This window comes from Candidatus Mycosynbacter amalyticus (assembly GCF_025273655.1).
Lineage (GTDB): Bacteria > Patescibacteriota > Saccharimonadia > Saccharimonadales > Saccharimonadaceae > Mycosynbacter > Mycosynbacter amalyticus.
The window spans coordinates 402,170-427,575 of the sequence record NZ_CP045921.1 but is presented as its reverse complement, the minus strand read 5'-3'; the positions used below and the strand labels follow the sequence as shown (position 1 = coordinate 427,575).

At 50.6% G+C, this 25,406-nt stretch carries 30 protein-coding genes and 1 tRNA gene; 23 read left to right on the top strand and 8 right to left on the bottom strand.

The window, feature by feature from the left end; genetic code table 11:
* Positions 1 to 67 precede the first annotated feature (67 nt).
* The 14 genes from GII36_RS02330 (at position 68) to GII36_RS02265 (ending at position 14,969) form a co-directional block, all read left to right on the top strand.
* On the top strand, positions 68 to 1,114 hold the full coding sequence (locus GII36_RS02330; protein WP_260764172.1) for a DUF4367 domain-containing protein: 1,047 nt from the start codon (positions 68 to 70) through the stop codon (positions 1,112 to 1,114).
* Between the two features lie 78 nt (positions 1,115 to 1,192).
* Complete coding sequence (gene gltX, locus GII36_RS02325; protein ID WP_260764171.1) at positions 1,193 to 2,632, top strand: glutamate--tRNA ligase; 1,440 nt, start codon at positions 1,193 to 1,195, stop codon at positions 2,630 to 2,632.
* A 26-nt stretch (positions 2,633 to 2,658) separates the two neighbouring features.
* Entirely contained in the window at positions 2,659 to 3,747 is a 1,089-nt protein-coding gene (locus GII36_RS02320; RefSeq protein ID WP_260764169.1) for a DUF3048 domain-containing protein, read from the top strand.
* Positions 3,738 to 5,312: a sensor histidine kinase gene (locus GII36_RS02315; protein WP_260764167.1), complete on the top strand. Its 1,575-nt coding sequence runs from the start codon at positions 3,738 to 3,740 to the stop codon at positions 5,310 to 5,312. Before GII36_RS02320 ends, GII36_RS02315 begins: the two co-directional genes overlap by 10 nt.
* A gap of 6 nt (positions 5,313 to 5,318) precedes the next feature.
* Entirely contained in the window at positions 5,319 to 5,711 is a 393-nt protein-coding gene (locus GII36_RS02310; protein ID WP_260764165.1) for a response regulator transcription factor, read from the top strand.
* Positions 5,712 to 5,854: 143 nt separating this feature from the next.
* Positions 5,855 to 5,929 (top strand) — tRNA-Glu (locus GII36_RS02305).
* Between the two features lie 291 nt (positions 5,930 to 6,220).
* Positions 6,221 to 7,003, top strand: a complete 783-nt coding sequence (locus GII36_RS02300; RefSeq protein WP_260764163.1) for a hypothetical protein — start codon at positions 6,221 to 6,223, stop codon at positions 7,001 to 7,003.
* 84 nt (positions 7,004 to 7,087) lie between these two features.
* Complete coding sequence (locus tag GII36_RS02295; protein ID WP_260764161.1) at positions 7,088 to 8,632, top strand: type I restriction-modification system subunit M; 1,545 nt, start codon at positions 7,088 to 7,090, stop codon at positions 8,630 to 8,632.
* 4 nt (positions 8,633 to 8,636) lie between these two features.
* The gene (locus GII36_RS02290; protein WP_260764158.1) at positions 8,637 to 9,452 is read left to right on the top strand and encodes a hypothetical protein; all 816 of its coding nucleotides are present in this window, start codon (positions 8,637 to 8,639) and stop codon (positions 9,450 to 9,452) included.
* Positions 9,449 to 10,657 carry a restriction endonuclease subunit S gene (locus tag GII36_RS02285; RefSeq protein WP_260764156.1) on the top strand — a complete coding sequence of 403 codons (1,209 nt, stop codon included), beginning with the start codon at positions 9,449 to 9,451 and terminating at the stop codon, positions 10,655 to 10,657. Before GII36_RS02290 ends, GII36_RS02285 begins: the two co-directional genes overlap by 4 nt.
* 16 nt (positions 10,658 to 10,673) lie before the next feature.
* Positions 10,674 to 10,976, top strand: a complete 303-nt coding sequence (locus GII36_RS02280; protein WP_260764154.1) for a hypothetical protein — start codon at positions 10,674 to 10,676, stop codon at positions 10,974 to 10,976.
* Positions 10,977 to 11,618, top strand: a complete 642-nt coding sequence (locus tag GII36_RS02275) for a type 2 periplasmic-binding domain-containing protein (RefSeq protein WP_260764152.1) — start codon at positions 10,977 to 10,979, stop codon at positions 11,616 to 11,618.
* 5 nt (positions 11,619 to 11,623) lie between these two features.
* Entirely contained in the window at positions 11,624 to 14,485 is a 2,862-nt protein-coding gene (locus tag GII36_RS02270; protein WP_260764150.1) for a type I restriction endonuclease subunit R, read from the top strand.
* Complete coding sequence (locus GII36_RS02265; protein ID WP_260764148.1) at positions 14,475 to 14,969, top strand: GIY-YIG nuclease family protein; 495 nt, start codon at positions 14,475 to 14,477, stop codon at positions 14,967 to 14,969. Before GII36_RS02270 ends, GII36_RS02265 begins: the two co-directional genes overlap by 11 nt.
* A gap of 214 nt (positions 14,970 to 15,183) precedes the next feature.
* Here GII36_RS02265 and GII36_RS02260 read toward each other — a convergent pair whose 3' ends face one another.
* The 3 genes from GII36_RS02260 to GII36_RS02250 all read right to left on the bottom strand — a co-directional run bounded on the left by GII36_RS02260 (position 15,184) and on the right by GII36_RS02250 (position 16,964).
* On the bottom strand, positions 15,184 to 15,615 hold the full coding sequence (locus tag GII36_RS02260; protein WP_260764146.1) for a hypothetical protein: 432 nt from the start codon (positions 15,613 to 15,615) through the stop codon (positions 15,184 to 15,186).
* Positions 15,616 to 15,795: 180 nt separating this feature from the next.
* Positions 15,796 to 16,359, bottom strand: a complete 564-nt coding sequence (locus GII36_RS02255) for a hypothetical protein (RefSeq protein WP_260764144.1) — start codon at positions 16,357 to 16,359, stop codon at positions 15,796 to 15,798.
* Positions 16,360 to 16,613: 254 nt separating this feature from the next.
* Positions 16,614 to 16,964, bottom strand: a complete 351-nt coding sequence (locus tag GII36_RS02250) for a hypothetical protein (protein WP_260764142.1) — start codon at positions 16,962 to 16,964, stop codon at positions 16,614 to 16,616.
* 198 nt (positions 16,965 to 17,162) lie between these two features.
* Here GII36_RS02250 and GII36_RS02245 point away from each other — a divergent pair, with 198 nt between their 5' ends.
* Positions 17,163 to 17,528 carry a hypothetical protein gene (locus tag GII36_RS02245; protein WP_260764141.1) on the top strand — a complete coding sequence of 122 codons (366 nt, stop codon included), beginning with the start codon at positions 17,163 to 17,165 and terminating at the stop codon, positions 17,526 to 17,528.
* Here GII36_RS02245 and GII36_RS02240 read toward each other — a convergent pair.
* Positions 17,525 to 17,785 (bottom strand): hypothetical protein, encoded by a 261-nt coding sequence (locus GII36_RS02240; RefSeq protein ID WP_260764139.1) that lies wholly within the window; start codon positions 17,783 to 17,785, stop codon positions 17,525 to 17,527. The genes GII36_RS02245 and GII36_RS02240 overlap by 4 nt on opposite strands.
* Positions 17,786 to 18,092: 307 nt before the next feature.
* Between GII36_RS02240 and GII36_RS02235 the strand changes: the two genes are divergently transcribed.
* The 3 genes from GII36_RS02235 (at position 18,093) to GII36_RS02225 (ending at position 19,846) form a co-directional block, all read left to right on the top strand.
* Entirely contained in the window at positions 18,093 to 18,341 is a 249-nt protein-coding gene (locus GII36_RS02235; protein WP_260764136.1) for a hypothetical protein, read from the top strand.
* Between the two features lie 86 nt (positions 18,342 to 18,427).
* Positions 18,428 to 18,991: an HdeD family acid-resistance protein gene (locus GII36_RS02230; RefSeq protein ID WP_260764133.1), complete on the top strand. Its 564-nt coding sequence runs from the start codon at positions 18,428 to 18,430 to the stop codon at positions 18,989 to 18,991.
* 81 nt (positions 18,992 to 19,072) lie between these two features.
* On the top strand, positions 19,073 to 19,846 hold the full coding sequence (locus tag GII36_RS02225; RefSeq protein WP_260764132.1) for a hypothetical protein: 774 nt from the start codon (positions 19,073 to 19,075) through the stop codon (positions 19,844 to 19,846).
* Here GII36_RS02225 and GII36_RS02220 read toward each other — a convergent pair.
* The 4 genes from GII36_RS02220 to GII36_RS02205 all read right to left on the bottom strand — a co-directional run bounded on the left by GII36_RS02220 (position 19,843) and on the right by GII36_RS02205 (position 22,220).
* Positions 19,843 to 20,418 (bottom strand): hypothetical protein, encoded by a 576-nt coding sequence (locus GII36_RS02220; protein ID WP_260764131.1) that lies wholly within the window; start codon positions 20,416 to 20,418, stop codon positions 19,843 to 19,845. The two genes, GII36_RS02225 and GII36_RS02220, sit on opposite strands and share 4 nt — an antisense overlap.
* Positions 20,419 to 20,693: 275 nt before the next feature.
* Positions 20,694 to 21,362: a hypothetical protein gene (locus tag GII36_RS02215; protein WP_260764130.1), complete on the bottom strand. Its 669-nt coding sequence runs from the start codon at positions 21,360 to 21,362 to the stop codon at positions 20,694 to 20,696.
* Positions 21,363 to 21,381: 19 nt separating this feature from the next.
* Complete coding sequence (locus GII36_RS02210; RefSeq protein WP_260764128.1) at positions 21,382 to 21,660, bottom strand: hypothetical protein; 279 nt, start codon at positions 21,658 to 21,660, stop codon at positions 21,382 to 21,384.
* A gap of 110 nt (positions 21,661 to 21,770) precedes the next feature.
* Positions 21,771 to 22,220, bottom strand: a complete 450-nt coding sequence (locus GII36_RS02205) for a hypothetical protein (RefSeq protein ID WP_260764126.1) — start codon at positions 22,218 to 22,220, stop codon at positions 21,771 to 21,773.
* Between the two features lie 108 nt (positions 22,221 to 22,328).
* Between GII36_RS02205 and GII36_RS02200 the strand changes: the two genes are divergently transcribed.
* The 5 genes from GII36_RS02200 (at position 22,329) to GII36_RS02180 (ending at position 25,404) form a co-directional block, all read left to right on the top strand.
* Entirely contained in the window at positions 22,329 to 23,180 is an 852-nt protein-coding gene (locus GII36_RS02200) for a 1-acyl-sn-glycerol-3-phosphate acyltransferase (RefSeq protein WP_260764124.1), read from the top strand.
* 96 nt (positions 23,181 to 23,276) lie between these two features.
* Positions 23,277 to 23,540 (top strand): hypothetical protein, encoded by a 264-nt coding sequence (locus GII36_RS02195; protein WP_260764122.1) that lies wholly within the window; start codon positions 23,277 to 23,279, stop codon positions 23,538 to 23,540.
* A gap of 111 nt (positions 23,541 to 23,651) precedes the next feature.
* On the top strand, positions 23,652 to 23,921 hold the full coding sequence (locus tag GII36_RS02190; RefSeq protein WP_260764119.1) for a hypothetical protein: 270 nt from the start codon (positions 23,652 to 23,654) through the stop codon (positions 23,919 to 23,921).
* A gap of 138 nt (positions 23,922 to 24,059) precedes the next feature.
* Complete coding sequence (locus GII36_RS02185; protein WP_260764118.1) at positions 24,060 to 24,341, top strand: ArsR/SmtB family transcription factor; 282 nt, start codon at positions 24,060 to 24,062, stop codon at positions 24,339 to 24,341.
* Positions 24,342 to 24,351: 10 nt separating this feature from the next.
* The gene (locus tag GII36_RS02180; RefSeq protein ID WP_260764117.1) at positions 24,352 to 25,404 is read left to right on the top strand and encodes an LLM class flavin-dependent oxidoreductase; all 1,053 of its coding nucleotides are present in this window, start codon (positions 24,352 to 24,354) and stop codon (positions 25,402 to 25,404) included.
* The last annotated feature ends 2 nt before the right edge of the window (positions 25,405 to 25,406 follow it).

Below are 25,406 nucleotides of genomic sequence, written 5' to 3'. Positions count from 1 at the left end.
ATAGGTATAACACCTGCGAGGCATAAGCGATTTCGGTGTACAAACAAGTAGTACTAGGGGATATATCATGGGTCAAAAACAGACAGTAACTATTAATGGTCGTGAATATGATGCGCGCACCGGTTTGCCAGTCAGTGCCGAGCACACTTCTCGTGCTGCACTACGCGGTGCTCAGGCCGCTTCAGTCGAGCCTGTAGCGCCCAAGCCTGTTCGTCATGGCGCAGCTTCGCAACACATCCATCAAAAAACCCAAAAATCAACCACCCTCAATCGCAAATTCACCAAAAAACCTCAAGCGAATCACACTCCTAAGCCGGCCGCTCACACAGTATCGCAGCACGCACAGCCTCGCATTAGCCCGCAGCCAATTGCTAGCAAGCCAATCGCGCATACCCCAAAACTCGCTCAGACGAAAAAATCTCTTGATCTCAGGCCCACTGCACAACCTATTGCGCGTCCGACTGCCGTGCAGTCAGCATCCGCCGATGTGCATCGTCCACACCCAGTTGCCACCAGAGCACATCATGCTCAGGCCGCCAAAAAAGCTGCACCAGCGGGCCAGCTCCCAAGTGCAAGCATTATTAAGCAGGCGGCTATCAATGAAGCCATAGACAGCGCGCCAAAGCATCACGCCAAGCAACACAAAACCCGCTCACACAAACGCCGCCTTACTGGCATAGTGTTTGGGTGCTTTGCACTCGTACTGTTCGGTGGATACCTGACATACCTCAATGTGCCAAATCTATCTGTCCGTGTCGCTGCTGCACAGGCAGGTATCGATGCGTCGTACCCAGGCTATCAGCCAGATGGCTATCGTCTCAATGGACCTGTTGCATATAGTGACGGTCAGGTGCAAATGCAGTTTGCAGCCAACACCGGCACGAGCGATTTTACGCTTAAGCAATCTAAGAGCAGCTGGGATTCAAGCGCCCTTCTTGAAAACTATGTCCGCGAAAAAGCCGGTGACGATTACACAACCTCCCAGGAAAAAGGCATCACCATCTACAGCTACAAAGGCAACGCGGCATGGGTGAGTGGTGGCATCCTGTATACAATCGATGGTAACGCGCCTCTCTCACCAGATCAGATCCGCAAAATCGCTACTAGCGTCTAGCGGCCACCAGCATCTATCGCGTGCGCCTCTCTATGGCAGGGGCGCATTTTTTATACTCAATCTGTTATACTGTAGGTAATGACACATATTCGTACTCGGTTTGCTCCCAGTCCTACCGGTTTCATGCATGTTGGCGGCGTTCGCACCGCGCTGTTCGCCTGGCTTATCGCACAGCAAGCCGCAGGTACGTTCATCCTCCGTATCGAAGATACCGACAAAGTTCGCGAAGTCGAGGGCAGTATCGCACAAATAGAAGACAGCTTACATTGGCTTGGTATTGATTGGCAAGAGGGAATCGACAAAGGTGGTGACTACGGACCATACCTCCAATCAGAACGTCTCGACATCTACAAACAGTGGGCAGACAAACTCGTCGCAAGCGGACGCGCCTACGCCGACCCGTACACCCGCGACGAACTCGACGCGTTTCGTGAACTCGCCAAAGCCGAGAAACGACCGTTTCTGTATCGCCATCATCGCCCAGAGAACCCGCCAGAGTGGGACGGCTCGCAGCCACTACGTTTCCGCTCGGACCCCAAAGAATACCGGTGGCATGATGCTGTCATGGGCGATCTATCTACCGGTCCAGAAGCTATCGACGACTTCATCCTCGTCAAATCCGACGGCTACCCAACATACAATTTCTGCCATATCATCGACGATATGCTCATGGGTGTCACGCATGTGCTGCGTAGCCAAGAGTTTATTAGTAGCACACCGAAGTTTCTCAATCTCTACGAAGCACTGGAAATCGAGCGGCCTACGCTCGGCACCTTGCCGTTTGTTATGGCTATCGACGGCAAAAAAAAGCTTGGCAAACGCGACGGCGCCAAAGACGTCCTAGAGTACGGCCGCGAAGGCTACCTGTCAGAAGCCATGATGAACTTCTTGGCTACCCTCGGGTGGAATGACGGTACAGAGCAAGAAGTTTTCACCGTACAAGAACTAATCGATAAGTTCAGTCTCGACCGGGTTCAGAAATCCCCAGCACGCTTCGACGAAAAGCGCCTACTGTGGCTCAATGGCCAGCATATTCGCATGCTGAGTCTCGACGAGCTCATAGAGCGTGTGACGGATTTCTGGCCGGCGGCCGCGGCAGGTGCCAGCGACGAGCACAAGAGGGAAGTGCTTGCGCTCGTCCAAGATCGCCTCAAGACGCTCGCCGACCTACCTATACTCACTAGCTATTTCTTCGAAGAGCCTGACCCAAACTGGCTCATGCTCGCAGATAACAAACAGCTTCGCAAACTCGAGCACGAGCAGATCCGTAGCCTCCTCACCGCCACACGCGATACACTTGCAGACACGAGCGTCGCGTTTGAGCCATCCACACTCCAAGAGACCCTTAATCAGCTCCTCGAGACCACAGGCGAAAAACCTGGTATCCTGCTTAGCCTCATTCGACTCGCAGTCAGTTGGGCGCCGTTTAGTCCTGCACTATCAGACACTCTTGCCACCCTAGGTCGCGATATCACTATCGCTCGCATAGACCGCGCACTTCACGCACTCGACGACTAGTCTGTTATGCTATACTAAGCATAAGCATGGACGCCCACAAACACGCACAGGCGCTCACCGCATGGATGGTGGAACACAAAAAAGTGACGGCTCTCGCAGCCGGAGTTGCTTTAGTGATGGCCGCCGGTCTGATAAGTTTCACTATCTTCTACCAAAAACCGGTCGCAGAGATATCAGTCCCGCTCACGCACGCCGTACCCAAAAAACCTGTCGTATCAGCCAAATATTACTCGCCGCTCACTGGACTCGAGCTACCAGACGATGCCAGCACCAAAGGTAACATCACCGCCATCATGATAGAGAATAGCCCGGATGCTCGCCCGCAATCCGGCTTGCAGCAAGCAGACACCGTGTACGAGGCTATCGCAGAAGGTGGTATTACGCGTTTCGCCGCGCTTTATCAGCAGCAACGACCCGAACTTATAGGCCCCGTACGGAGCCTACGCATGTACTATCTCGACTGGATCACTCCATACGATGCTGGCATAGCCCATGTAGGCGGTAGTCTATTTGCTCTCCAAGAAGTTCGCAACGGCACCCACAAAGATCTCGACCAATTCTTCAATAGCGGTACATACTGGCGCGCAACTGATCGCTATGCACCGCACAATGTCTATACCAGCTTCGCCCGACTCGATGGACTCAACGCATCGCGTGGCTATAACCAGTCCAACGCACAGGCAATCCCTCGCGGTGATACACCGATTGCCGGCGCCACGGCAAACCAAGTCAATGTCACGATGAGCGGCCCTACTTACAACAGCTCGTGGCAGTACGATGCCGGCAGCAACACATACCTACGATCACACGCCGGAAAACCGCATATAGACCGTGAAAAAGGTCAGATCAGCACACAAGTGCTAGTAGTCCTCAAGCAGCAGATGGACACCGTCATGGAAGACGGCTGGCGCGAAAACTACCACACATCTGGCACTGGCGACGCCGTCGTAATATCTGGCGGCAAGGCAGTCGAGGTCACCTGGCACAAAGAAAACATGCAGAAGCAGATGTTTTTCACCAACAAAGCAGACGGCAAAGAGTTTCCGCTGCCACGCGGCAAGACCTGGATCAGCGCCGTACCGGTCAACGACGGGGGAGGTGTCTCATGGCAGTAGACAAGCATTCGTCGCACAAGCCTAAGCGCCAGATCAACGACTTCTATCGACATCATCATCGTACCAGTCTCATCATCATAGTGATTTTCCAGTTTGTCAGTGTCGGAGTACTCGCGGGTGCTATGCTCGTATCGGGCATTCTGACTCATGAGCAGCCGCTTTTTTGGGCGCTCATCTGCTTGGCGCTTGCGGCCGGGCTGGCTGTCAACATCATCGCGCTCGGAGTTATCATCGAGCCAGTGCGCGCTATCACATCAGCCCTCTCATATGTCGCCGGTGAAGAGTCGTCTGTCACACCACCAAACCCAAATGCCAAACGCTACGAACAAGATGGCACCAAGCCTATGCTCGATCTCATCTACGGACTCACCTATGCCCGCGATACAGGAGACGATACACATGCGCCATCCAGTAGCCGCAACACAAATACCGCTGCTCCACTACTCGAGGATGCGCTCGCAAGTACATCATCTAGCCTCGTCGTCTTCGGCCCATCTGGAGATATCGAGTACGCTAGCACTCACGCACCCGTACGCACAAATCCCCAGGGCGTCCGCTCGCTCGATCTCATGTTCGACAGCGGTGACGTGACGCTCGAGTATTGGCTCAAAGATTGCGCAAAAACCAAACTCGGTGGCGAAAAACTCTGGACACGCGTCCACACCAATCCCGATAGTTCATCAGACCCTCGTATATTTGACATCGTTGCCAGCTACAACCGTGACAGTAAGGCCGAGGTTGTACTCATTATCCAAGATCGCACCGACCAGTACGAACCAGATGAGAAAGATCTCGACTTTATCGCATTTGCTGCTCACGAGCTTCGTGGCCCTATCACTGTCATCCGCGGTTATCTCGACGTATTCGACGACGAACTCGACGGCAAGCTCACCGCAGAGCAGAAAACACTCCTCGGCCGCCTTGTCGTTTCTGCCAATCGCTTGAGTACCTACATCAACAACATTCTCAATGTCTCGCGCTACGACAAGAAACATTACCGCGTGGAACTCACCGAGCAACGCCTATACGAAGTCTATGATTCTATCGCACACGACATGGAAATGCGTGCAGCCACGCTTGGTCGTATATTGGCAGTCGACATTGCGCATGACCTCCCCACAGTTGCAGCCGACGCCAATAGCATCACCGAAGTATTCTCAAACCTCATCGACAACGCGATCAAATACAGCAACGAAGGCGGTATCATCAAGGTTAGCGCCCAGACCGTCGGCGACACGATCGAGGTCTCCGTTTCCGACAACGGTATCGGCATGCCGGATGGCGTGGTGCACAATCTCTTTCACAAGTTTTATCGCAGCCACCGCTCACGAGAGCAGGTCGCTGGCTCTGGCATCGGTCTCTACATCTCCAAAGCTATCGTAGAGTCCCACGGCGGCAACATCAGCGTCAACAGTTCAGAAAACAAAGGTTCGACATTTACGTTTAGCCTGCCCATTTACTCCACGGTTGAACAAAAACTCAAAGAAAGCGATAATGGGAACAACGAGAAAGTCATCAAGAAGAAATCAAATTGGATCACCAACCATAACATGTACCGAGGGTAAACCGCCATGGCCATCAAAACAATTCTGTGTATCGAAGACGACCGCCTGATAGGGGAAATGTATGTGCGTAGCCTTCGCAAAGCAGGCTACGAGGTTGACTGGATGGTGAGCGGCAACGACGGTTTAGTAGCCGCTCGCAACAAGCCTTACGATTTGATCTTACTCGACGTCATGTTGCCCGAACGGCGGGGTAGCGATATCCTTGGCGCACTTCGCACCAAAGAGCGCGACCTCATACCCAACAGCAAAGTGCTGGTACTGACAAATTTCGAACAAGACGAAGAATCGCGCATGGCGATGGAGCATCATGCCGACGGCTACCTAATCAAAGCAGATATCACTCCGCGCAAGCTCCTGAGCATCATCGAATCACTCGATAGCACGCAGCACGACGACTAGACAGGGGTAGGAGTTTTTGGTAGAGTAGGGTAGGTTTATTACATAGCCCTATATGGATTGCCTCGCAACCATATAAGCTCCAAATTCCTCGGATTCGGTCAAAAATGAGCTAGCTAATTTTTGACACGCATCACTCAGAATTTGGCCTTATCGTCTAACGGTTAGGACATCAGGTTCTCATCCTGGCAATCCGGGTTCGATTCCCGGTAAGGTCACCATAGAAAAAGCCTCAGGCATTCATGTCTGGGGCTTTTTCTATGAGCGAATTCATTCGCCGGAATCGAACGCCGGAGGGTTCGACTATTGTCATAATCTTTGATTTGACAATAGTTAGTCGATGGTAAAGCTAGAATAGCTATACCATCTTGCGCTGGACCGGTAAGTCACCGAGAATAACACTCATCCCCGCGACGGGTGTTATTCTTGGTGAATCTACGAGCAAAGCGAGGCCGGGCTTTTGCCCCCTTATGCTTTTCTTTCTACCTTTGCCGTAGTACATTGAGAGCACTATGAAGCCATCTATTCATGAACGCATCGCCGCCGGCCGCGCCAACTACACTACAGACGCGCTGCTCTTAGAACTCAATCGACTTGCACGAGTCCACCGTGGATTTCGTGAGCGTAAAGTCGGTGAGTGGTCCGTCGAGCTCACTCATACCGATCCAGTTCGAGAAGACAGCTATTTACGCCAACGCGGTGAATCTTCAATGCTATCAAGCGCACTCACGACACAATACGGTTTTATGGCAACTCGCGAGTATCCAAGTGCAGATTTCTCCATGGTCACTTACAACTTCTGCGCCACTAGCGCACTAGACAACGTAGCATTGCCCGAACACCTAGCCCGGTATGTCTACGGTGCGTATACAAACCCGCTCGAACAAGCCGAACCTGTCAATGCCATCCAATCAGTAGAAGTGCATATTGATACCGAAGACGAGAAGCTCCATGTATGTCAAAATGCGAAATATCTCGACATGGGCGGCAACGAGATTGTTGCCACATGCACCAACATGCCACAAGACGACGAAGATGAAGCAACCGCAATCACTATCGCAGATCTAAATGACGATTCCGATCACATTAATATGGATTTTTTCAATCTACCCACGCCGCTGCAATTTCGCGCTGATGCAGCTCTACACCTCGAACAGCTAGAATCTACAGACGATACTGCAGCTCGTGCAATGTTTGATCGTGAGTTCTCACCCGAACAACGCCATCTCGACCTTGCATACTTCACGCTACGTAGCATGAAGCACGCCATGCGCAATATCGGGATGGACGTGTAGTTCTCACGGGTGAAAATCTCTTCACTGGCAAAATCTCAAGTACCTCGCTATAATTAAGCTAGTACAAAAGAGAGGGAACCGTCAGTGTCCGAAGATCAGAAAAAACAACTCCAAACATCACTCTGGAACATTGCCAACGAGCTCCGCGGTAAGATGGACGCCGATGAGTTTCGTGACTACATTCTTGGTTTCATCTTTTACAAATACCTCTCCGAAAAGCTGGAGCTCTACGCAGATACCGACTTGCTTGCAAGTGAGGATATCGTATACAAAGACGTGCCAGACACCGATTTCGAGATTATCGACGAAGTGCGCAAAGCCGCGCTTGATCATCTCGGCTATTTTCTGCTTCCGAGCGAGCTTTTCAGCAAGATGGCCGAGCGCACTCAACTCGACGATTACATAGAAGACTTGCAGCGTATCCTCGCCAATATCGAAAGCAGCACCATGGGTACCGACAGCGAGGAAGATTTCGATAAGCTGTTCTCGGAACTTGATCTCAACGCAACCAAACTCGGCAAGACAGTCAACGCTCGTGCTGAACTGATCGCCAGGGTGCTCAAACACCTCGACAAGATCGATTTCCAGCTCGGCAACAGCCAGATCGATATCCTCGGCGACGCCTACGAATACCTCATCGGCCAGTTCGCTAGCGGCGCAGGCAAAAAGGCTGGAGAATTCTACACGCCGCAAGAAGTCAGCCAAGTACTCGCACGTATCGTCACGAATGGCAAGAAGCGGCTCAAAAGCGTGTACGACCCAGCCTGTGGCTCGGGTTCGCTACTACTGCGTATCGGCCGCTACGCTGAGGTGGACGAATATTTCGGTCAAGAGATGAACAATACCACGTACAATCTTGCTCGTATGAATATGATTTTGCACGATGTGCATTTTGATAGGTTCGATATCAAACAAGACGATACGCTCAAAGATCCGCGACATACTGAATACAGGTTCGAGGCCGTCATCGCCAATCCACCCTTTAGCGCCAAATGGGCGGGCGACAGCGACCCTCTCAACGCACAAGACGAACGCTTCAGTCCATGGGGCAAGGTCGCGCCCAGCAGCAAGGCAGACTACGCGTTCATCTCACACATGGTCTACCAGCTCAGCGACAGCGGTACTATGGCAGTGGTGATGCCACACGGTGTGCTGTTTCGCGGCGCGGCAGAAGGTGTGATTCGCCAAGCGCTTATAGAGCGCAACTATCTCGATGCCGTCATCGGCCTGCCGGCAAATCTGTTCTACGGCACCAGCATCCCAGCATGCATATTAGTGTTCCGCAAATGCAAGATAGCAGACGACGTGCTATTCATCGACGCCAGTAAGCATTTCGAAAAAGGCAAAAACCAAAACCGCCTTCGCTCGAGCGACATCGACAAGATTATCGAGACATACGCCGCGCGAAAGAGCGAAGACAAATACAGCCATGTCGCGACGGTAGAGGAAATCAAAGAAAACGATTATAATCTCAACATCCCACGCTACGTCGATACATTCGAGGAAGAAGCAGAGATTGACCTCGATACTGTCGTATCAGAGCTGCGAGTCGTCGACGCCAAAACCTCAGACCTTGACGCGCAGATAGCCAAATTCACCAAGGAGCTCGGCGTTAGATCGCCGTTTTAGTGCTATGACAAAAGCTATAATATCGTTGAGACTCACTGATACGGACAATCTTGGGCGTATCATTAAGTATGACTTCGAAGAAAGCGTGAAAGACAGCGACTCGATACGCGTGCTTGCTCTTCGGAAGATTCAAAGCACAAAAGAGGTTGCTGAGAAAAAAATGGGCTACGAAAGTATTAATGAAGCAACTCCTCTACATCTCTCACTTGTACCCTTTAGCTCCGAGTCAAAACATGGTAGTGACGGGCATTCAACTTTCGGAATAAAATACGGACTCAATTTAGATGGGGGCATTAAAATTCTCGATGGCTACATGCCTCTATCTTATGATTGGACTTTTCGTGAAGTTAGTGAACTTGTTGAAGATGGATATGTAAAAGGTAGTGCATATCACGTCTATGTAAGAGTTCCCGACGGTCTTGGTGCACTTGGAGGCGATACGTTTGACTTGATTGGCTTCCTAGACAGCAGCCTTTCTCTCGGAATGCTAGGCTACCGGGGGATGATTAGAGTGTGGCAATTCAGGCGTTATAGAGGTCTCAGAAAATTGGTTCATAATTGGAAGGAGAAAAATGGAGTACGCTATCCGTATCAGTTGAGAGAATTTTTAGACGAGAAGGGCGAGTGGAGACTTTCGGAGGTCAAAAAGCGCCTTGCGCTGAACGAAGAGTACGCAGTCAAGTTGTTAGCTGCGCTGGGTTATGAGCCGGTCAAAGATTCTTGGAGGCTAACGCAGTCGAAGCAGTCTATTAAACATCGAAGTAATTGGATGAAGAACGAGAAGAGGTACAGTAAACTCGCTCAAGAGGCGCAGAAGTGACTCCTCAACTTCGTTTTCCAGCGTTTACTGATAAATGGCAGTTAAAGAAGCTTGGCGATATTGCTCGAGTAGTTACCGGTAGCACTCCGAGTACCGCAGATATGAGCCTGTACGGTGATGAATTTTTATTTATTAGCCCCGCTGACATGAATAGTGGACGATATGTAACAAATACAAGAACAAAATTATCGCAGAAAGGCTTTGAAAAATCTAGACCTATACCAGTAGGTAGCACTTTGTTTGTATGTATAGGATCAACGATTGGGAAAACAGCCCAGGCTACGATAGAGTGCACAACCAATCAGCAAATCAATTCCGTGATTGGAGATGATAATAATGTTGACGACGACTTTGTTTATTTGGCATTGAGCCGCTTATCTAGAAGAATATCTTTGCTTGCCGGAGAGCAAGCTGTTCCAATTATTAGTAAGGGTGAGTTTCAAAAAACCAAACTTAGCGTCCCTTCAAAACCAGAGCAGGAAAAAATTGCCGAATTTTTGACACTCGTCGATGAGCGGATTGCGGCGGGCGAGAAAAAGCTTGAGCTGCTACAGAAGTATAAAAAAGGTGTCATGCAAAAAATCTTCACCCAGGCTATTCGCTTCAGGGACGAAAACGGAAATCCATATCCTGAGTGGGAGAAAAAGCGACTCGGAGATCTATTTGATCGAGTTACAGACAAAAATAAAGAAAACAATCAAAATGTACTTACCATTTCTGCACAGCAGGGACTTATAAGTCAGACCGATTTCTTTAGTAAGATTGTTGCCGCAAAGAATGTAACAAACTATTTCATGCTTACCATGGGAGACTTTGCATACAACAAAAGCTATTCAGCCGGATATCCGATGGGTGCAATCAAAAAATTAAACCTGTACACCAAGGGAATCGTATCGACCTTATATATCTGTTTTAGAGCAAAAGATTCAAATGATAATGACTTTTTCGAGCAAGTTTTCGTATATGGGCTTCAAGATTCTGAAATTGAAAAAGTAGCCCAAGAGGGCGCAAGAAATCACGGTCTGCTAAATATCGGCGTTTCAGATTTTTTCAATATTGAGCTTACTTTGCCAAAATCAAAAGAGGAACAACAAAAAATCGCCGCCCTCCTCATCGCGCTCGATGATAAAATAGCAGCAGAACAAACCCGCCTCACCGCCGCCAAGCAGTGGAAGAAGGGACTTTTGCAGAGGATGTTTATATGAAAGGAAAAATATAGAAATGAGCGATTATGACAATCTCAATAATGCGGGTAATATCAGTGAGCTACTTGGCTCATTGAAGACAACTGTCGATTTTAGCGAAGGTGATAGCGATAAAAAGATACAAAAAATGCGCGATCTATTAGAACGTGCATATGTAACGATCGAGGCACAACAAGAAAAGATACGGTCACTAGAGAGCAGCAAGATACCAAGCAAGGATGAAGTGGAATCTATGTCTGCAATGCTAGACGTACTTAATAAGCTTGATATTAAAACGATTGACAAGCTGTCGGAATTAGGAAGTAAAGAGGCTAAGTAGATGGAAGCTGCCTGGGAACTCTTAAATTCAAATTTTCTGCAAACGGTCGTTACCCTTATAGCAGGCCTGGTTGCTCTCTATATCTATACGCGTCAAAAGAAAGACAGCAAAAGAGCGGCTGCAAACTCTATTTATTTAGAGATACAGCATATCGAAAGGTGCATTCCTAAGGTAAAAGATGCCGTGCGTCAAGGCGGTCTCAGTAACCTAAACTTTAACATATTACGCGAGGATGCATGGTCGAAATATAGTCATATGTTTTCCGCAGACTTCGACAAAGACGAATGGGAGACGGTTACGGACTTCTATCAGACCGCTAGGTTACTTGATGAAGCTATTACGGAAAACAATAAGTCTTTCGGTGAGGATGTTGCACAAATACGAATCAATAAACAGCGTGCGATTGCAGATATAACGAAAAACACTATTGACGAATCGGGCTCCGAAAATGCCGAGGCTGTTCTCGAAAACTATAATCAGAAGCTAGATATATTCGATAAGCTTTATATGAGTCGACAAGGCGATTTTGGATATACTCCAGTGAAACACAAAAATGATGCTGAAAAATGTCTCGAGGATCTTCAGAGAATAAGCATCACAAGCATAGGATCAAAATTGAAGAAGATTATTGGAATAAAATAAAAACAATGACAACCCAATCTGAACAAACCCTCGAGAACAACCTTGTAGCCCAACTCGTGGAGCAGGGGTATGAGCGCGTCATCATCGCAGACAACGACGAGTTGCTCGCGAACCTCAAGTGCCAGTTAGAAAAGCACAACGCCGAGAAGCTTGGTGATACACCACTGAGCGACGCGGAGTTTAAACGCGTCGTAAACCACCTAGACAAAGGCAACGTGTTTGACCGCGCCAAGCTACTGCGCGACAAAATGCACCTCGTGCGCGATGACGGCACTAGCGCCTATATAGAATTCATTAACATGGCCAAATGGTGCCACAACGAGTACCAAGTGGCGCAACAGATTGTAAATGACGGCGAGTATAGCACTCGCTACGATGTGACGCTACTGATTAACGGCTTACCACTGGTGCAAATCGAGCTCAAACGCCGTGGTATCGAGCTCAAAGAAGCGTTCAACCAGATAAATCGCTATCGCCGCCACAGTTACGCCAGCGCAAACGGCCTATTCCAATACGTACAGCTTTTCGTCATTAGCAACGGCGTCGACACAAAATACTATGCCAATAGCGTGAGTTACGGCGGCACCAAAAAGGCGAGTTTCAAACAGACGTTTTACTGGACGGATAAAGCAAACAAGCGTATCAGTCAGATCGACGAATTCGCTCGTGATTTCCTGGAGAAATGCCACGTCTCGCGCATGATTACCAAATACATCGTACTCAACGAAACCGACAAAGTATTGATGGTGTTGCGCCCATATCAATACTACGCAGTAGAGCGCATCATCGAAAAGGTCGACAGCGGATCAAACACTGGCGGCTATATATGGCACACTACGGGTAGCGGCAAGACGCTCACCAGCTTCAAGGCGGCGCAGATCATGACAGAAAACCCGGCGGTAGACAAAGTGCTGTTCGTCGTCGACCGCAACGACCTCGATTACCAGACGATCAAAGAGTTCAACAGTTTCAAAGAGGGGAGTGTCGACGGCACCGATAATACGCAAGCACTCGTGAAGCAGCTCAGCGACCCCGACACCAAGCTCATCGTCACGACCATACAGAAGCTCGACAATGCCATCAAACGGGAGCGCCATGCCAGCGCAATGGAATCCGTACGTGACAACAAAATCGTCTTCATCTTCGACGAGTGCCACCGCTCTCAGTTCGGCGAGACACATCGCAATATCACCGAATACTTCACAAATTACCAGATGTTTGGCTTCACCGGTACACCAATTAAAGCAGAGAACGCGACTTTTAATTCACGCTTCGGCAAACGCACTACGGCGGATTTGTTCGGCGCGTGCCTGCACGAATATGTCATTACCGATGCAATCAACGACGGCAATGTACTGAAGTTTAGCGTGGAATACGTAGGGCGGTTCAAACAACGCGAAGATAGCAAGACAAATATCGACATAGACGTAGAAGCTATCGATACGCGCGAAGCTATGGAAGGCGACGCACGGGTAGATAAAATCACTGACTATATCATCACGAATCACGACTACAAGACGCATAACCGCGATTTCACCGCCATGATGTGCGTAGGTTCGACGGATGTACTACGCAAATACTACGATGCGTTTGCTGCGCGTAGTCACAATCTCAAAATCGCGACGATCTTCAGCTACCAAGCCAACGAAGAAGACAAAGATGCCGACGGCATGATCGACGAAGTTGATATCGACATGGCAGGCAGCGCCCAGATAAACGAACACTCGCGCGACGTACTCGAACGTGCCATGGGCGACTACAACACTATGTTTGGCACCAATTACACAACACGTGATAGCAAAAGCTTTTACAACTACTACAAAGACATCGCCAAACGTGTGAAGTCACGCGAAATCGATATCCTACTGGTGGTTAATATGTTCCTGACAGGCTTCGACAGCAAGACACTCAACACACTCTACGTTGACAAGAACCTACGCTACCACGGACTACTACAAGCCTATAGCCGCACCAATCGCATACTGAACGAAGTCAAATCACAGGGTAATATCGTTGTGTTTCGCAATCTCAAGAAGCGAACAGACGAAGCTGTGCGCTTGTTTAGCGACAAAGACGCCAGCGAAACGATATTCCTCAAATCGTACGAAACGTACGTGGACGAGTTTGACGCCCAAGTGACAGCACTCCTAGCATATACACCGAGCCTAGGTGACGTAGATATGCTTGTAGGCGAGGAAGCCAAGCGACATTTCGTAGAGCTGTTTCGCGAAGTCATGCGTACGCGCAATGTACTGCTAAGCTTTGCCGATTTCGGCTACGACGACACGGCTATGACTGCACAGCAATTCGAGGATTACAAAAGCAAATATCTCGACCTATATTTTGAGACCAAAGGTGACAACGCGGAGAAAGATTCGATACTCAACGAAGTAGATTTCGAGCTAGAGCTCGTGCGTCGCGACGAGATAAATGTCGACTACATACTACGCCTGCTTGCAAGGTACGTCGATGCCGACGACACCGAAAAAGCCAAGCTGCACAAACAGATCGATGACCTGATGAGCGGCGACGAAAAACTCCGTAGCAAACGTGAACTGATCGAGAAGTTCATAAGCGGCTGGCTCCCCGACATCACCGACAGCGAGCAAGTAGACGTTGAGTTTCAGAAGTATTGGAGCGCCGAAGAGAAGAGGGCGATCGAGCAACTTGCCAGTGAAGAAGGGCTAGACACCGAACGACTAGAAAAGCTCATCGCGGACTATTCGTATAGTGGACGCAAACCTAGGCAAGACGACTATGTGCGCACACTAACGCAAACGCCTGGCATACGGGAGCGTAGCAGTGTGATCGAGCGCATAGCAGACAAGTTCACCAAGTTTATACGTGTGTTTGTCGATGATGTCTGAGAAACGTTGGTGGCTTTACATCCTCAAGCTTGAGAATGAAAAGTGGTACGTAGGTATCACATCGAAAACGCCAGAGGCACGTTTTCGCGAGCACCAACTCGGTATTCGTGGTGCCTACTGGACAAAGGTGCACAAGCCGATTGAAATTGAAAAGTTTGAAGATCTAGGCATTGTGAGTAAAGAGCATGCGGAAACGTATGAGAACACAATCACACGCCAGCTCATGAAAGAAAAGGGTCTCAACAACGTACGCGGTGGTGATTTGACCAACACCGAAGACTATATAGTACGATTTGGCTGGGTGTATAGTCGTGAAGGCTGGGATATGGCGATGGGCGTAATACTTTTGTCGCTTATCATCGTTGCCCTTGTACTAGATAAATATAATTGGGATCTGAGGATGGTGTTGTTCATCATATTGGTGACGGTTTGCTTCGAGGTAATTCCGAGACTGTGGCACAGAATGAAAAGAGATAGCAGCTGAACATCATACCATAGACAGCAGGCATCATGCTCTCCCGATGAACGTCTTTGTGAGCCAGTAAGCCGCCGCGGCCCGACAAAAGACTATCTAGATCGTACATTTTACAAATGACAAAAATAAAAGCCGTCTAATCGACGGAAGATTTGAAGCAAATGTTCTTCCACCTGCGTGGTGGCTCTAGGTGAGCCACCACGCAGGGGTTGGAAGGAGCCGATCAGCTCAGGCCGGAGACCGTCCCGATCATGGTGGTGACGGTGCAGTGGCGCTGCGTGTCACCGGTCTGATCGTGGATGAGTCCGTACTCGTCCCGACTGGGGTCGAGTACGACCTTCTCGATGGCCTCGTGCGCGGAGCCCGGGGTCGACGCCTCTCCGTGGGGCATCACCTGATCGAGGATCGCGTACGAACGCGTGTTCTCGGTGGAGCCGTAGCCGCCGACGAACATCTCGCTGTCGGACGGGTAGGCCGTGCCGCCGGTCATGCGCGAACGCTCGACGATCGGCGTGAGCCAGTCGGTGATCATGGTCTTGGCCTCGGCCGGCGTGCAGTCGGATTCGGCGACGACCTTGTCGACAGCGATGTCGAGCGGGGTCTTGACGGTTTCCTTCGTGGGTGCCACGGGTGCGGCGGCGTCGATCTTGGGCATTGCTGCTCCTAGCTCGTTCCTTCCTACGCCAAAGGCGTAGAGTCGCCTCGGTGAGACAACAAGTGTATATTATAACTATTGAAAACTTTTGTCAACTATCATTAGGCATCGGGTGGCTAAGGTATGACAAAGCCCCGCGAACGAGACCCTGCCAGTGATAAGGCAGAGAGTAGCGCGGGGCTAGCTCTTTTGGATAGTGATAGACGGCGGCGAGATGCGCTGACTGTCATGCTCCACCGTGTAATTGGTGTTGGGCTGGATGGTCAGCGACTCGGTCTTGTCTGTCTGTTCGACGAATGGCTCGAAGTGTCGATACAGATCGCCGCTACTAGCCAACCAGGCGAGGAACTTCTTTTGGTTGAACCTCCAACCACCTTTTGGTGGATTGGCGATTTGCTTCACCACACCCAGGCGATGCGCAGCTTCCATGATACTCACTTTGTCGAGCACCTCAAGCTTGGCTGGCACTTCGCGAAGTTGGAACTTTGCCCTAATAGTGACAAAAGAACGCTTACCTCGCACGATCAGTGTAGAGCGGTTGTGATCAATAGACCGCCAGATATCAGGATCGAGCTCACGCTCACGCTCAGCAAACCTGTTGAGCTTCTCTTGGTGTTCGCGCGTCAGAGCTGCTATTGCCGTCTGAAAGCGCTGGTTTTCGGCCTCTCGCTCGATTTCCAACTGAAACCGGCTTTCGACGAGACCGTTGATACTTGCAATCACTGCTGGGTCGGCGTTGGTCACGCCACCACCTCCTATAGTTGTAGTAAGAGCACACCTAACAGTATACGATTACGAGCGAGAGTTGCAACCCAGAGCCTAGACACATGATATGAATCCGACATACAGCTCATGTCTGACACATTCCAGGATGATCAAAAGAGATAGACCGAAAAATTAAAAATACCTTGCGCTGCAAGGTAGGAAAGAAAATAACTAATATCGAGCTTACGTCGATCCAATCCGAAGATGAACTGGATCGACGCGCGCTCTACCTGCTACTCACATGAGATGTAGTACACCTCGGTGACAACACGGCTGTGCAGCCGCATACCGGCGTGCATGCCGATTGTCACAACATCGGAGACGACCACTGCATGTGTGTACATGTCGTACACGTCCACCTCCACGCTGGTCTCCTTGTACTGCGAGAAGGAGGTGTAGGTGGGAGGTGATACATGCATCGTGCTGCCGAATCTGAGGTTCGAGACGAACTTCACCTGGGCCGGGTACTCCACGATCATCTGTCGGGTGACGCGAGTCACCTGGGTGATCATGTGTTGACCCTTCTCGATCAGCTCACCATCGTGAATGATGTCGATCGAGTCGGTGACAGTGCTATTGGTCATGGTCGCCTTTCGGACGAATATGTCATGGATATGAGGTACTGCTAGTAGAGCATATATAATATAGCATAAATAGTTTATTATGTCAATACTCTAATGCAGTCTGTGTGACACAGGAACCCAAGCTAGTGTGCAGGCCTGTATTCCAAGCTTCCTTTCAACACTGCGTGCCACACTGATACAAAAGAAAGGATACTAATCATGAGCGAACCAGCACCAGAAACGCCCAAGTCAGTCAAACATAGTACCGCCAAAACTACATCCGTAGAAACAGAGGCAATCGAACAGGCTGAAGCAGAAGTACAACCTGCAGCCGCCGAGACACAAACCCCTGTCGTCACTAAGCCCGCAGCACCACTTATCATCCACAATCGTCCGTCCACCTGGATCGCCGCCGTGGGTATCGCGCTCGTCATCTTCTTGTTTGGCTACATCACTGGCGTTGCTATGAGCCATAGTCGCACGATGCGCCCCATGGAGCGCCCTGGCATGCGGCAACAAGAGATGCGCGGCAACAACTATCCCGGCCAAAACCGCGGCAACAGCTCAAACGTTCCGTCTGTCTAATAATCTTCGCGAATATCTTCAGCAGACAGTTCGTCAAGATTTTGCGTCGAATGATCGGGTGAATATGAGTGTGTTTCACCTACGGTTTCGAGCGTCTCGCCGGGGAGGGGAATTCGAGGGATCACCGATGCGGCATCTCGTCGCACAGCTTCCTCGGAAGACACCGGACTCACGGTCATACCATGCTGAGTGAAGTTTTTGAGCTCTGCCTGCTCGTCATCTTGCTGCGCATCATCGAGAACTGTATTGGAATCCATAATACCTCTAGCATAGGCGAGCTTTGCTTAAAACACAAGCCGTATTTCACAATACCTATAGCTTGACGTCTCAGCGAGTCGACGCGCTATACTAGCTATAGCTATGGAGGTACTGGTGGGAACGCCTTTTCACCTACAAGCTAGCACGACCGGCGTCTCGACAGACGTCTTCACACCTCCAACGTGGTAAAAAGAGTAGGCAACTAGAGCGGTCAACTACTCCTATCCACCGCTGGATCACTCCAAAATCCGTTCGCTAAATCAAATTTAGCCCTTTTCCACACAGAGAAGAGTCAGGAGTGCAAATATGCAAACATCTAACATCAACCGGCAAGTCAATGTCACCCGCATGAGTTTCGGACGCGACATGCGCGCCTATCCACGAGCTATCGAGCTCGAAGGCCGTACATATGAATTCGTCGATCGCGGCCTCAGCTGCACGGTCACGCGCGGAGCAGAGAAAACACACATTCTTACGCTCAGTGACGGACATCGTGAGTTCTGGCTGCGTGACGGCGGTCGCGGCGTCTGGACACTACTCGGCATGAGCGCATAGACTTGGCAAAGTAGCACCCCATGTGGGTGTTATTTTGTATCTTGGCGGAGTATACTGGAGCCACTAGCATAAAAGGAGATAAAATTATGGCAAAGAAACCCGTAACATCATTCTCGCAGCCTCTCGTCGGGCTGGTAGTTTCGCAGGGGGTATTATCGATTTTGTTTGGTATAGCAGCACTGTTTTGGCCAAAAGCAACAGTTAGCATTATCGCCGTCTTATTCGGTCTATTTGTGCTCATCTGGGGCATTACACTCCTCATCCAGAGCCTCATGAATCTCGGCAAAGTTAGTTTGTGGTGGCTGGAGCTCATCTTTGGGGTTGCACTCCTAGGTGTTGGTGTATTCCTCATCCGCAATCCAGAGATTACCCTGATGTGGCTCTTGCTCATCGTCGGCTTCACACTTGTCATCCGCGGGCTAGTCGATCTTGTGCAGGCGTTTTTCAGCAAAGAGCCAGCCGTGAGCGACAACAAATGGCTCTACGCGTTTAGCGCCGCCCTCGGTCTGATTGCTGGCATCGTAGTATTACTATACCCAGCTGCAAGCGGCGTGGCATTCGTCTGGATTCTCGGTCTGTACGCTGTGATCCAGGGTGCCGTACTCATCGTACTCGCCAGCAAGTTCCAGGCACTCGTAGAAGAAGTGTAGCGACTGCCTGGCCATTCGCAACAAACAGTCAGTGAAAAACTCTTCACTGACTGTTTTCGTCTCGAGCTGCATAGTGGAAGTATGAAAGAAATTATACGACCGCCCAAACAACTTAATCTCCCACGGGATATCTACGAAGACCTAGAGGATTTCGTACCGTACCCATCGGACGACCCAGACATCATCACTAAGCGTCGCAGCGAGCGTGGCATGCTTGTGGCTGACATGGAGTTACGAGGTGTGCGCGTATTGCAGCAACTCAATCCCGCACAATTTGATTCACTCGCATCGCAGCATGCTGCGCGCGATATCATCGCACGAGTAGGAATCGGATCGGCCCATTATGACCTAGCCCGCGAAGATGCGATGTTTTACCCCTTGCGGCTCGGCCTTGTTGCCGAAGGTGCTCGCACTAGATCATCCGAGCGGCGCTACGCGTCACAACAAGAACTCGCCGCACAGACACTCAAACATCTGACACTCGCCGAAATGATGGCTAGCGCGCATTACCGCCACCTCCACACGCCCGGCATGAGTGAGCACGCCGCCGGCGCGGCCAGGAGCGCTGGTCGCTATATCGGGAATGCCGCACTTAGTTCACTTGTCTACGATATGCCCGGTACTATGGAGCATCGTCACCCAGTTGATATTCAGCTCACCGTGCGAGACAAGTCACTTGCGCTGCTCAGTGAGATAGAAGATTATGGCCGTAGCATCGGCGCTCGTCCTAGTGTAGCGCAACTCATGGAGCCAGATTCACCAGTCGCTGTCGATATCCGCCGCCACGCCCCGCGCGATGTCCGTCGAGCGTTTGAAGCTGCAGCAGCCGAGCACCCGGAGCAGCTCGCCACTTAGCGACTCGGTTTACCCCCAATCAGGTCCAGTATGGCAGTTTTGCGAGGCTGCCATACTTCGTCGTAGTGGGCGTAACGCTTCTGCGCGCGAGCCAATTTCTTCTTGTGGTAAATACGTGCATAGATTGATGTTGGTTCAGCCAGTCGCAGCGCACCCACCCAGGCAAAGATAGGGATGAACACGCCTACGATAGCTAAGGTGAGTTTACCTTTGAGCGCACAGAACAGCACCGGTACCATGTTGATAATCTGTAGTGTAGTCAAAACATAAAACACCGGCCGACTCTCACTTGTCCCGAAAGGACTCGTGTGCATTAGGAGCAGTAGACCAAGCACTAATGCCATCACCACCGCATCAATTGATTTACGGCCATCGGTATCCCAGTACACATCTTTCAGATAAAAAAGCAGCGCAAACTCGTCGAGTGTGAGCGCTGCACCCACGCCAAAAATTGCTACCAGCAACAACTGGCTCGGCGTATCGAGTGCCGGGCCAAGTGCAAACTGCACGCTTGCTGCCGCCAGCGCCAGTACTACACCAAATACGAGGTGGTGTGTATGTGTTCCGCCCAAATGCACGCTACCCCAGCCGGTATGCCTCGCAATAGCGTATAGCCCCGCGCGGATGCAAACGCAACAAGAAACGCTACCAGCATGACAAATGCTGGCTGTCGGCCAGTCTCGTAAATCAACTCCGTATACCAGTGCAGATGCGGAAAAATATTCACTCTCTACAAGTATACGCTAGTTAGTGAAAAACATTTCACTGCGCTTTAAGTGCTCACAGTTCATACTAGAAACATAAGCAAGGAGCAACAATATGAAGACAATCACACGCGCACACCAGACTAAATATCAAACCTTTCGTCCACAGACGACCCCGCCGGAGCTGCAAGCATTTTGCGAAGTGTTTGAGTGCTCGGTAGCATATCCGGTGCCAACCAGTCGGGATCCGTATCCCAGTAGTATTCCGCTAGTGAACTGTTTTGGTGCAACTCTCCCTGAATATCGTTGCACACTAGGAGTGTGAAATGGATGAAGCTTTCGAGCTCACCCCCACGGTAGGTACGGAAATACCCGTCACCATGAACTACGAACATGCCGGCAAGTCCCGTCTGCTCCCTGCATACTTGCTCGGCTGTGCGTACAATCTGTTGCTCGGCGGTGGGCCGCGCGTTCATAAAGCCTCGCAGACCAATAAGAGGCTGCGCCTTGCGTCGCATGAGCAGCCACGCGCCGTCACTGGCACGCCGAGGCGCGAGCAGTAGGGTAGAGCGCGCCTGGTCAAGCCGCTCAAGCTGCTTGCGAGACGCACTAATACCGACACGCTTACCCTCACTTGTCAGTCGATACAATCCTTCTGCGGTTTTCTCCACCAAACCGGCTTTTACCACTTTTTTTAAATGATAGTCAAAAGCTTTGTTCTCTAGCTCGTCTGGCTTGAGCTCACCAAAGCGCATCGCGTCGGAAAAGGCGAGGGCGTAAACAATGGCTTTTTGGATATGATGGTCGAGCATATTACAAGCATAGCAGCTTCTAGGCTACAAAGTGAGGATCATCATCCAATGCCACAAGCGACTTACCCATAAGCAGTAATTCTGCGACGGCAATTCGCGCCTGCGCCCGCGCAGACTCTTGCACAGCTATGACACGCTGCGCATCGAAATTGTTTCTATCCATCATCTGTAGCTCACTATCATCTAAACCTTGTATCATTTTCTCGTAAGGTATCTGCGACATGCCGTCGTACATTACCGCTATAGAGCGAGCGGCATGACGTTCTTCTTGTATAATTTCTCGAAAGATATTACTCATTAATAATATTATATCATAAAATATAGAAATATTCAATACACGAAAATACCCGCCTCCTACGGGTATTTCGCTCAGGCAAAATACATCGCGCAGGGGCGGGGTGTGACCGGTTAGCCACCCACCAATGTCGGCTCAACACTGGTGGGTGGGATATAGTCATGTTCTAGCAGCACTAGCTGCTCATCGAGTTTGGTTAGCTGAGCACACTTCGCGCCCAGCCAGCGTAGCAGCCCCGCCGTATATAAGCTGAGCTGTAGCTCAAGGTGTCGCAAACCGTAGGCATCGAGCTGCTCGCGCTCAGCGATCCTGAGCACAGTACGATTGAATGCTTCATGCTCAGCGATGTATTCGTCGATGATGCGCTCTGAGAGCACGGTCATGAAGCAGCCATAGAACTGCGTTCTAAACTGTTCGTAGCAGAACTCGGCCGACATCGCATCGGACCAAATTTCTGCAATGACAAACTGTTGTAACAGCCTGTCGAGATGTGAATCCGCGAGCCGTTCGAACGTGCGAACACACACCAAAACGCGCTCGTCGCGTTTCTGCCGGAGGGTCATGTTGCTTCCTCTCACTCGTGACGGCCATCATGCCGCCATAGCGTATACCATAGCACTTTTTCGATATTTCGTCCACGTTCAAATCGCTACATTTGCTATACTACAAATATGAAACGTCCCGTTTATGAACTGGGGAATCCAGCTCAAGCAAAAGCCGTATACGACTATCAGCTCGCATACCGGCCATACCGTGCATTTACCCGCAGTGCATACCGGCTACTCCACGAAATCATGCAGCCGGATATTAGCTACGACGAAGGGGCTCATGAGCAACTCGCCAAGCTTGACACGGAAGATGTGCCAATGCTTCTCACACTCAATCATTTATCGGACCTACACGACCAATGGACAGCCGCCGCAATCGCACATGAAATCTTACCGAAAAAGGTAGGTGATATTCGCGTCATCGCAAAAGATGGTTTTTACAACAAAAAGCTGCTCACAAAACTAGGAGTACCCACACCGTTGCAGGCGCCTCTCCAGCCGATTGTCACTGGTTTTATCAACCAAATGGGCACCGTGCCTGCCGCTCGTAAAAAAGATCATGCAGAGTCCAGTCTCTCTTGCACAAACGAGCTGTTGTTTGATACGATCAATGAGTTTATCCAGACCGGACACCCCGTTGGTATATATCCAGAAGGCACCCACAATTACTCGCATGCAGAACTCAACTTACCGCTCCAACGCGGTATCGGCGAGATCGCACTGCGCTCACTCCAGCCTGGCAATATACCTGCAAGTATTGTACCTATTGGCGTAAGTTACGGCCGAGACTACCAGCAAATAGACATGGACAACGCCAAGCCAAATCGTATACGTCACGCATCGGTATATATTGGAAAAATCGCCACCGTCGAGCATGGCATGAGTGCCGAAGACATCACATCGCTAACCGCTGCACACCTACAGGCCGCAACTACTCACGCGTTCGAGTACTACGACCAGCGCATTACAACATAGCCCCGCTCGCTACAGCAAATTCTCAGACTGACCTGCTATATGTAGTAGTTGTGGTACATGAGGAACCACATGGTAACAGATAAGAGGGAGGCGTGTATGAATTCATATCAACACACACTCGCAAGTTACCCGCAGAATCCGTTCCGAGACGCGAGCGGATTTGACCCGGCAGCTGTATGGAGTGACGAGTTTTTGGCGGATGTCGACGACAGTATCGACTTCGGCGACGACGCAGACAGATCACTTGTGCAGGCACTCGACGATGAGCCCGAGTCCAACAACCATCACATACCCCCAACCCAGGACAAAGGCTACAATCACCCCCACACCACCACATCGCATCTCCACCGAGTCGCCTGACTGCCCACCACCACTTACACCAAACACCCTGACGTGAGAGCCGGGGTGTTTGTAGTAATATGTCAATTTTTATGATATAATTAGTATGTTAGAGTTCCTACGGAAGGCACCATGTCATCTCAGGCAACATTCGTTATCGACAAAAGCTCCGGCGCAACCTTCAAGGCAATGCATCGCCTCACGCAGACCATCAGGTCAACACATCCGGACGCCGCGGCGGAGTACCGCACTCTTCTGGACAAAGGTAGCGCGTACTGGCAGTGCGAAGTCACCTTCGGAAGACCGCTTGATCGCGTTGAAAGTGGAAATGTACTGTATGCGGCAAAACAAGCCGCAGATCTATCCAGCGAAGTTACATTCGAACGACTACAGTTCTCCTAGGAGACACACCACTGCAGGCATCTAACTACGCCCGCACCCTCTAGAAAAGTCTGAGCTCGCTCCTTTCCTAGTAGGGAAGCGGGTTCAGACTTTTGTATACGTATTGATATATTTAAATATTTCTATATAATAAGATGTATGGAAGCAGCAGATACCACAGAAATCCTCAAAAGCCTCGCCGACGATACTCGACTGAGTGTCGTACGCCATCTTGCATCACAGCATGGAGAGGTTGCTGCGCGCGACATCACGTCCGATTGCGCACTTGCGCTCAAGCTTTCGCAACCGACCATGAGCCACCACTTTGCCAAACTTGTCGCAAGCGGTGTACTACGCGAACGCAAAGACGGGGTAGAGAAATACTACCGGCTCGACACAGCACTACTAACCCAACACGGCATCGATGCCACGAAAGTATAGACAGGGAGATATGACCAAAAAATCTGCAATACCACACTACCAATTTGGCCTTGATTCGTTTGGCGACCTCGCCACAGATAGCAAAGGTAAACTCATGAGTCACGCCGCCTCGATTCGTTTAGTGGTCGACGAAGCCGTACTCGCCGACAAACTCGGCGTCGACGTCATCGGGCTCGGCGAACACCACCGCGATGAATTTGCCATCTCAAGCCCCGAAATGGTACTCGCTGCCATAGCTAGCAAGACCAAGAAAATCACGCTCGCGTCTGGCGTCACTGTCCTCAGCAGCGACGACCCCGTGCGCGTGTACGAGCGCTTCGCCACGCTTGATGCGGTATCTGATGGTAGGGCGCAGGTCATACTAGGGCGTGGTTCTTTTACCGAGTCGTTTCCACTCTTCGGTTACGATCTGCGCGATTACGAAGGACTGTTCGAGGAGAAGATCGAGCTCTTTAGCAAGTTGCTCGACGAGAAGCCTGTCACATGGGACGGCACGTTTACTCAGTCACTCGACGCCGCCGATGTATTCCCGAAGACAGACAAAGGCCGACTCGACGTCCGTGTCGGTGTAGGCGGCTCACCCAACTCAGTCGTACGTGCAGCAGCGTATGATTTGCCACTTGTCCTCGCGATCATCGGCGGTTCGCCGGAGCGTTTCGCCCCCTACGTAGAACTCTACCGCAAGGCGGCCGCCCAGTTTGGCCACAACGCGCATCCGGTCGGCATGCACTCGCCAGGTTTTATCGCTGATACCGACGAGCAGGCTATAGAAATTAGCTTTCCACTATTCAAAGAGCAGATGGATAAAGTAGGCGCCACGCGTGGCTGGCAGCCCATGACACGCCAGCACTTCATGAACGAAGTGAAGGGCGGCTCCATGTACGTCGGTTCGCCAGAAACGGTGGCACGGAAGATCGCTAAAGCTATGAAAGCCGTCGATGTAGAGCGATTCGATCTCGTGTACGGATTTGGCCCCATGAAAGCGAGCGATCGCCGTCACATGATCGAACTATATGGTAAAAAAGTAATACCACGTGTACGTGAACTCTTGGCAGGGAAGTAGCA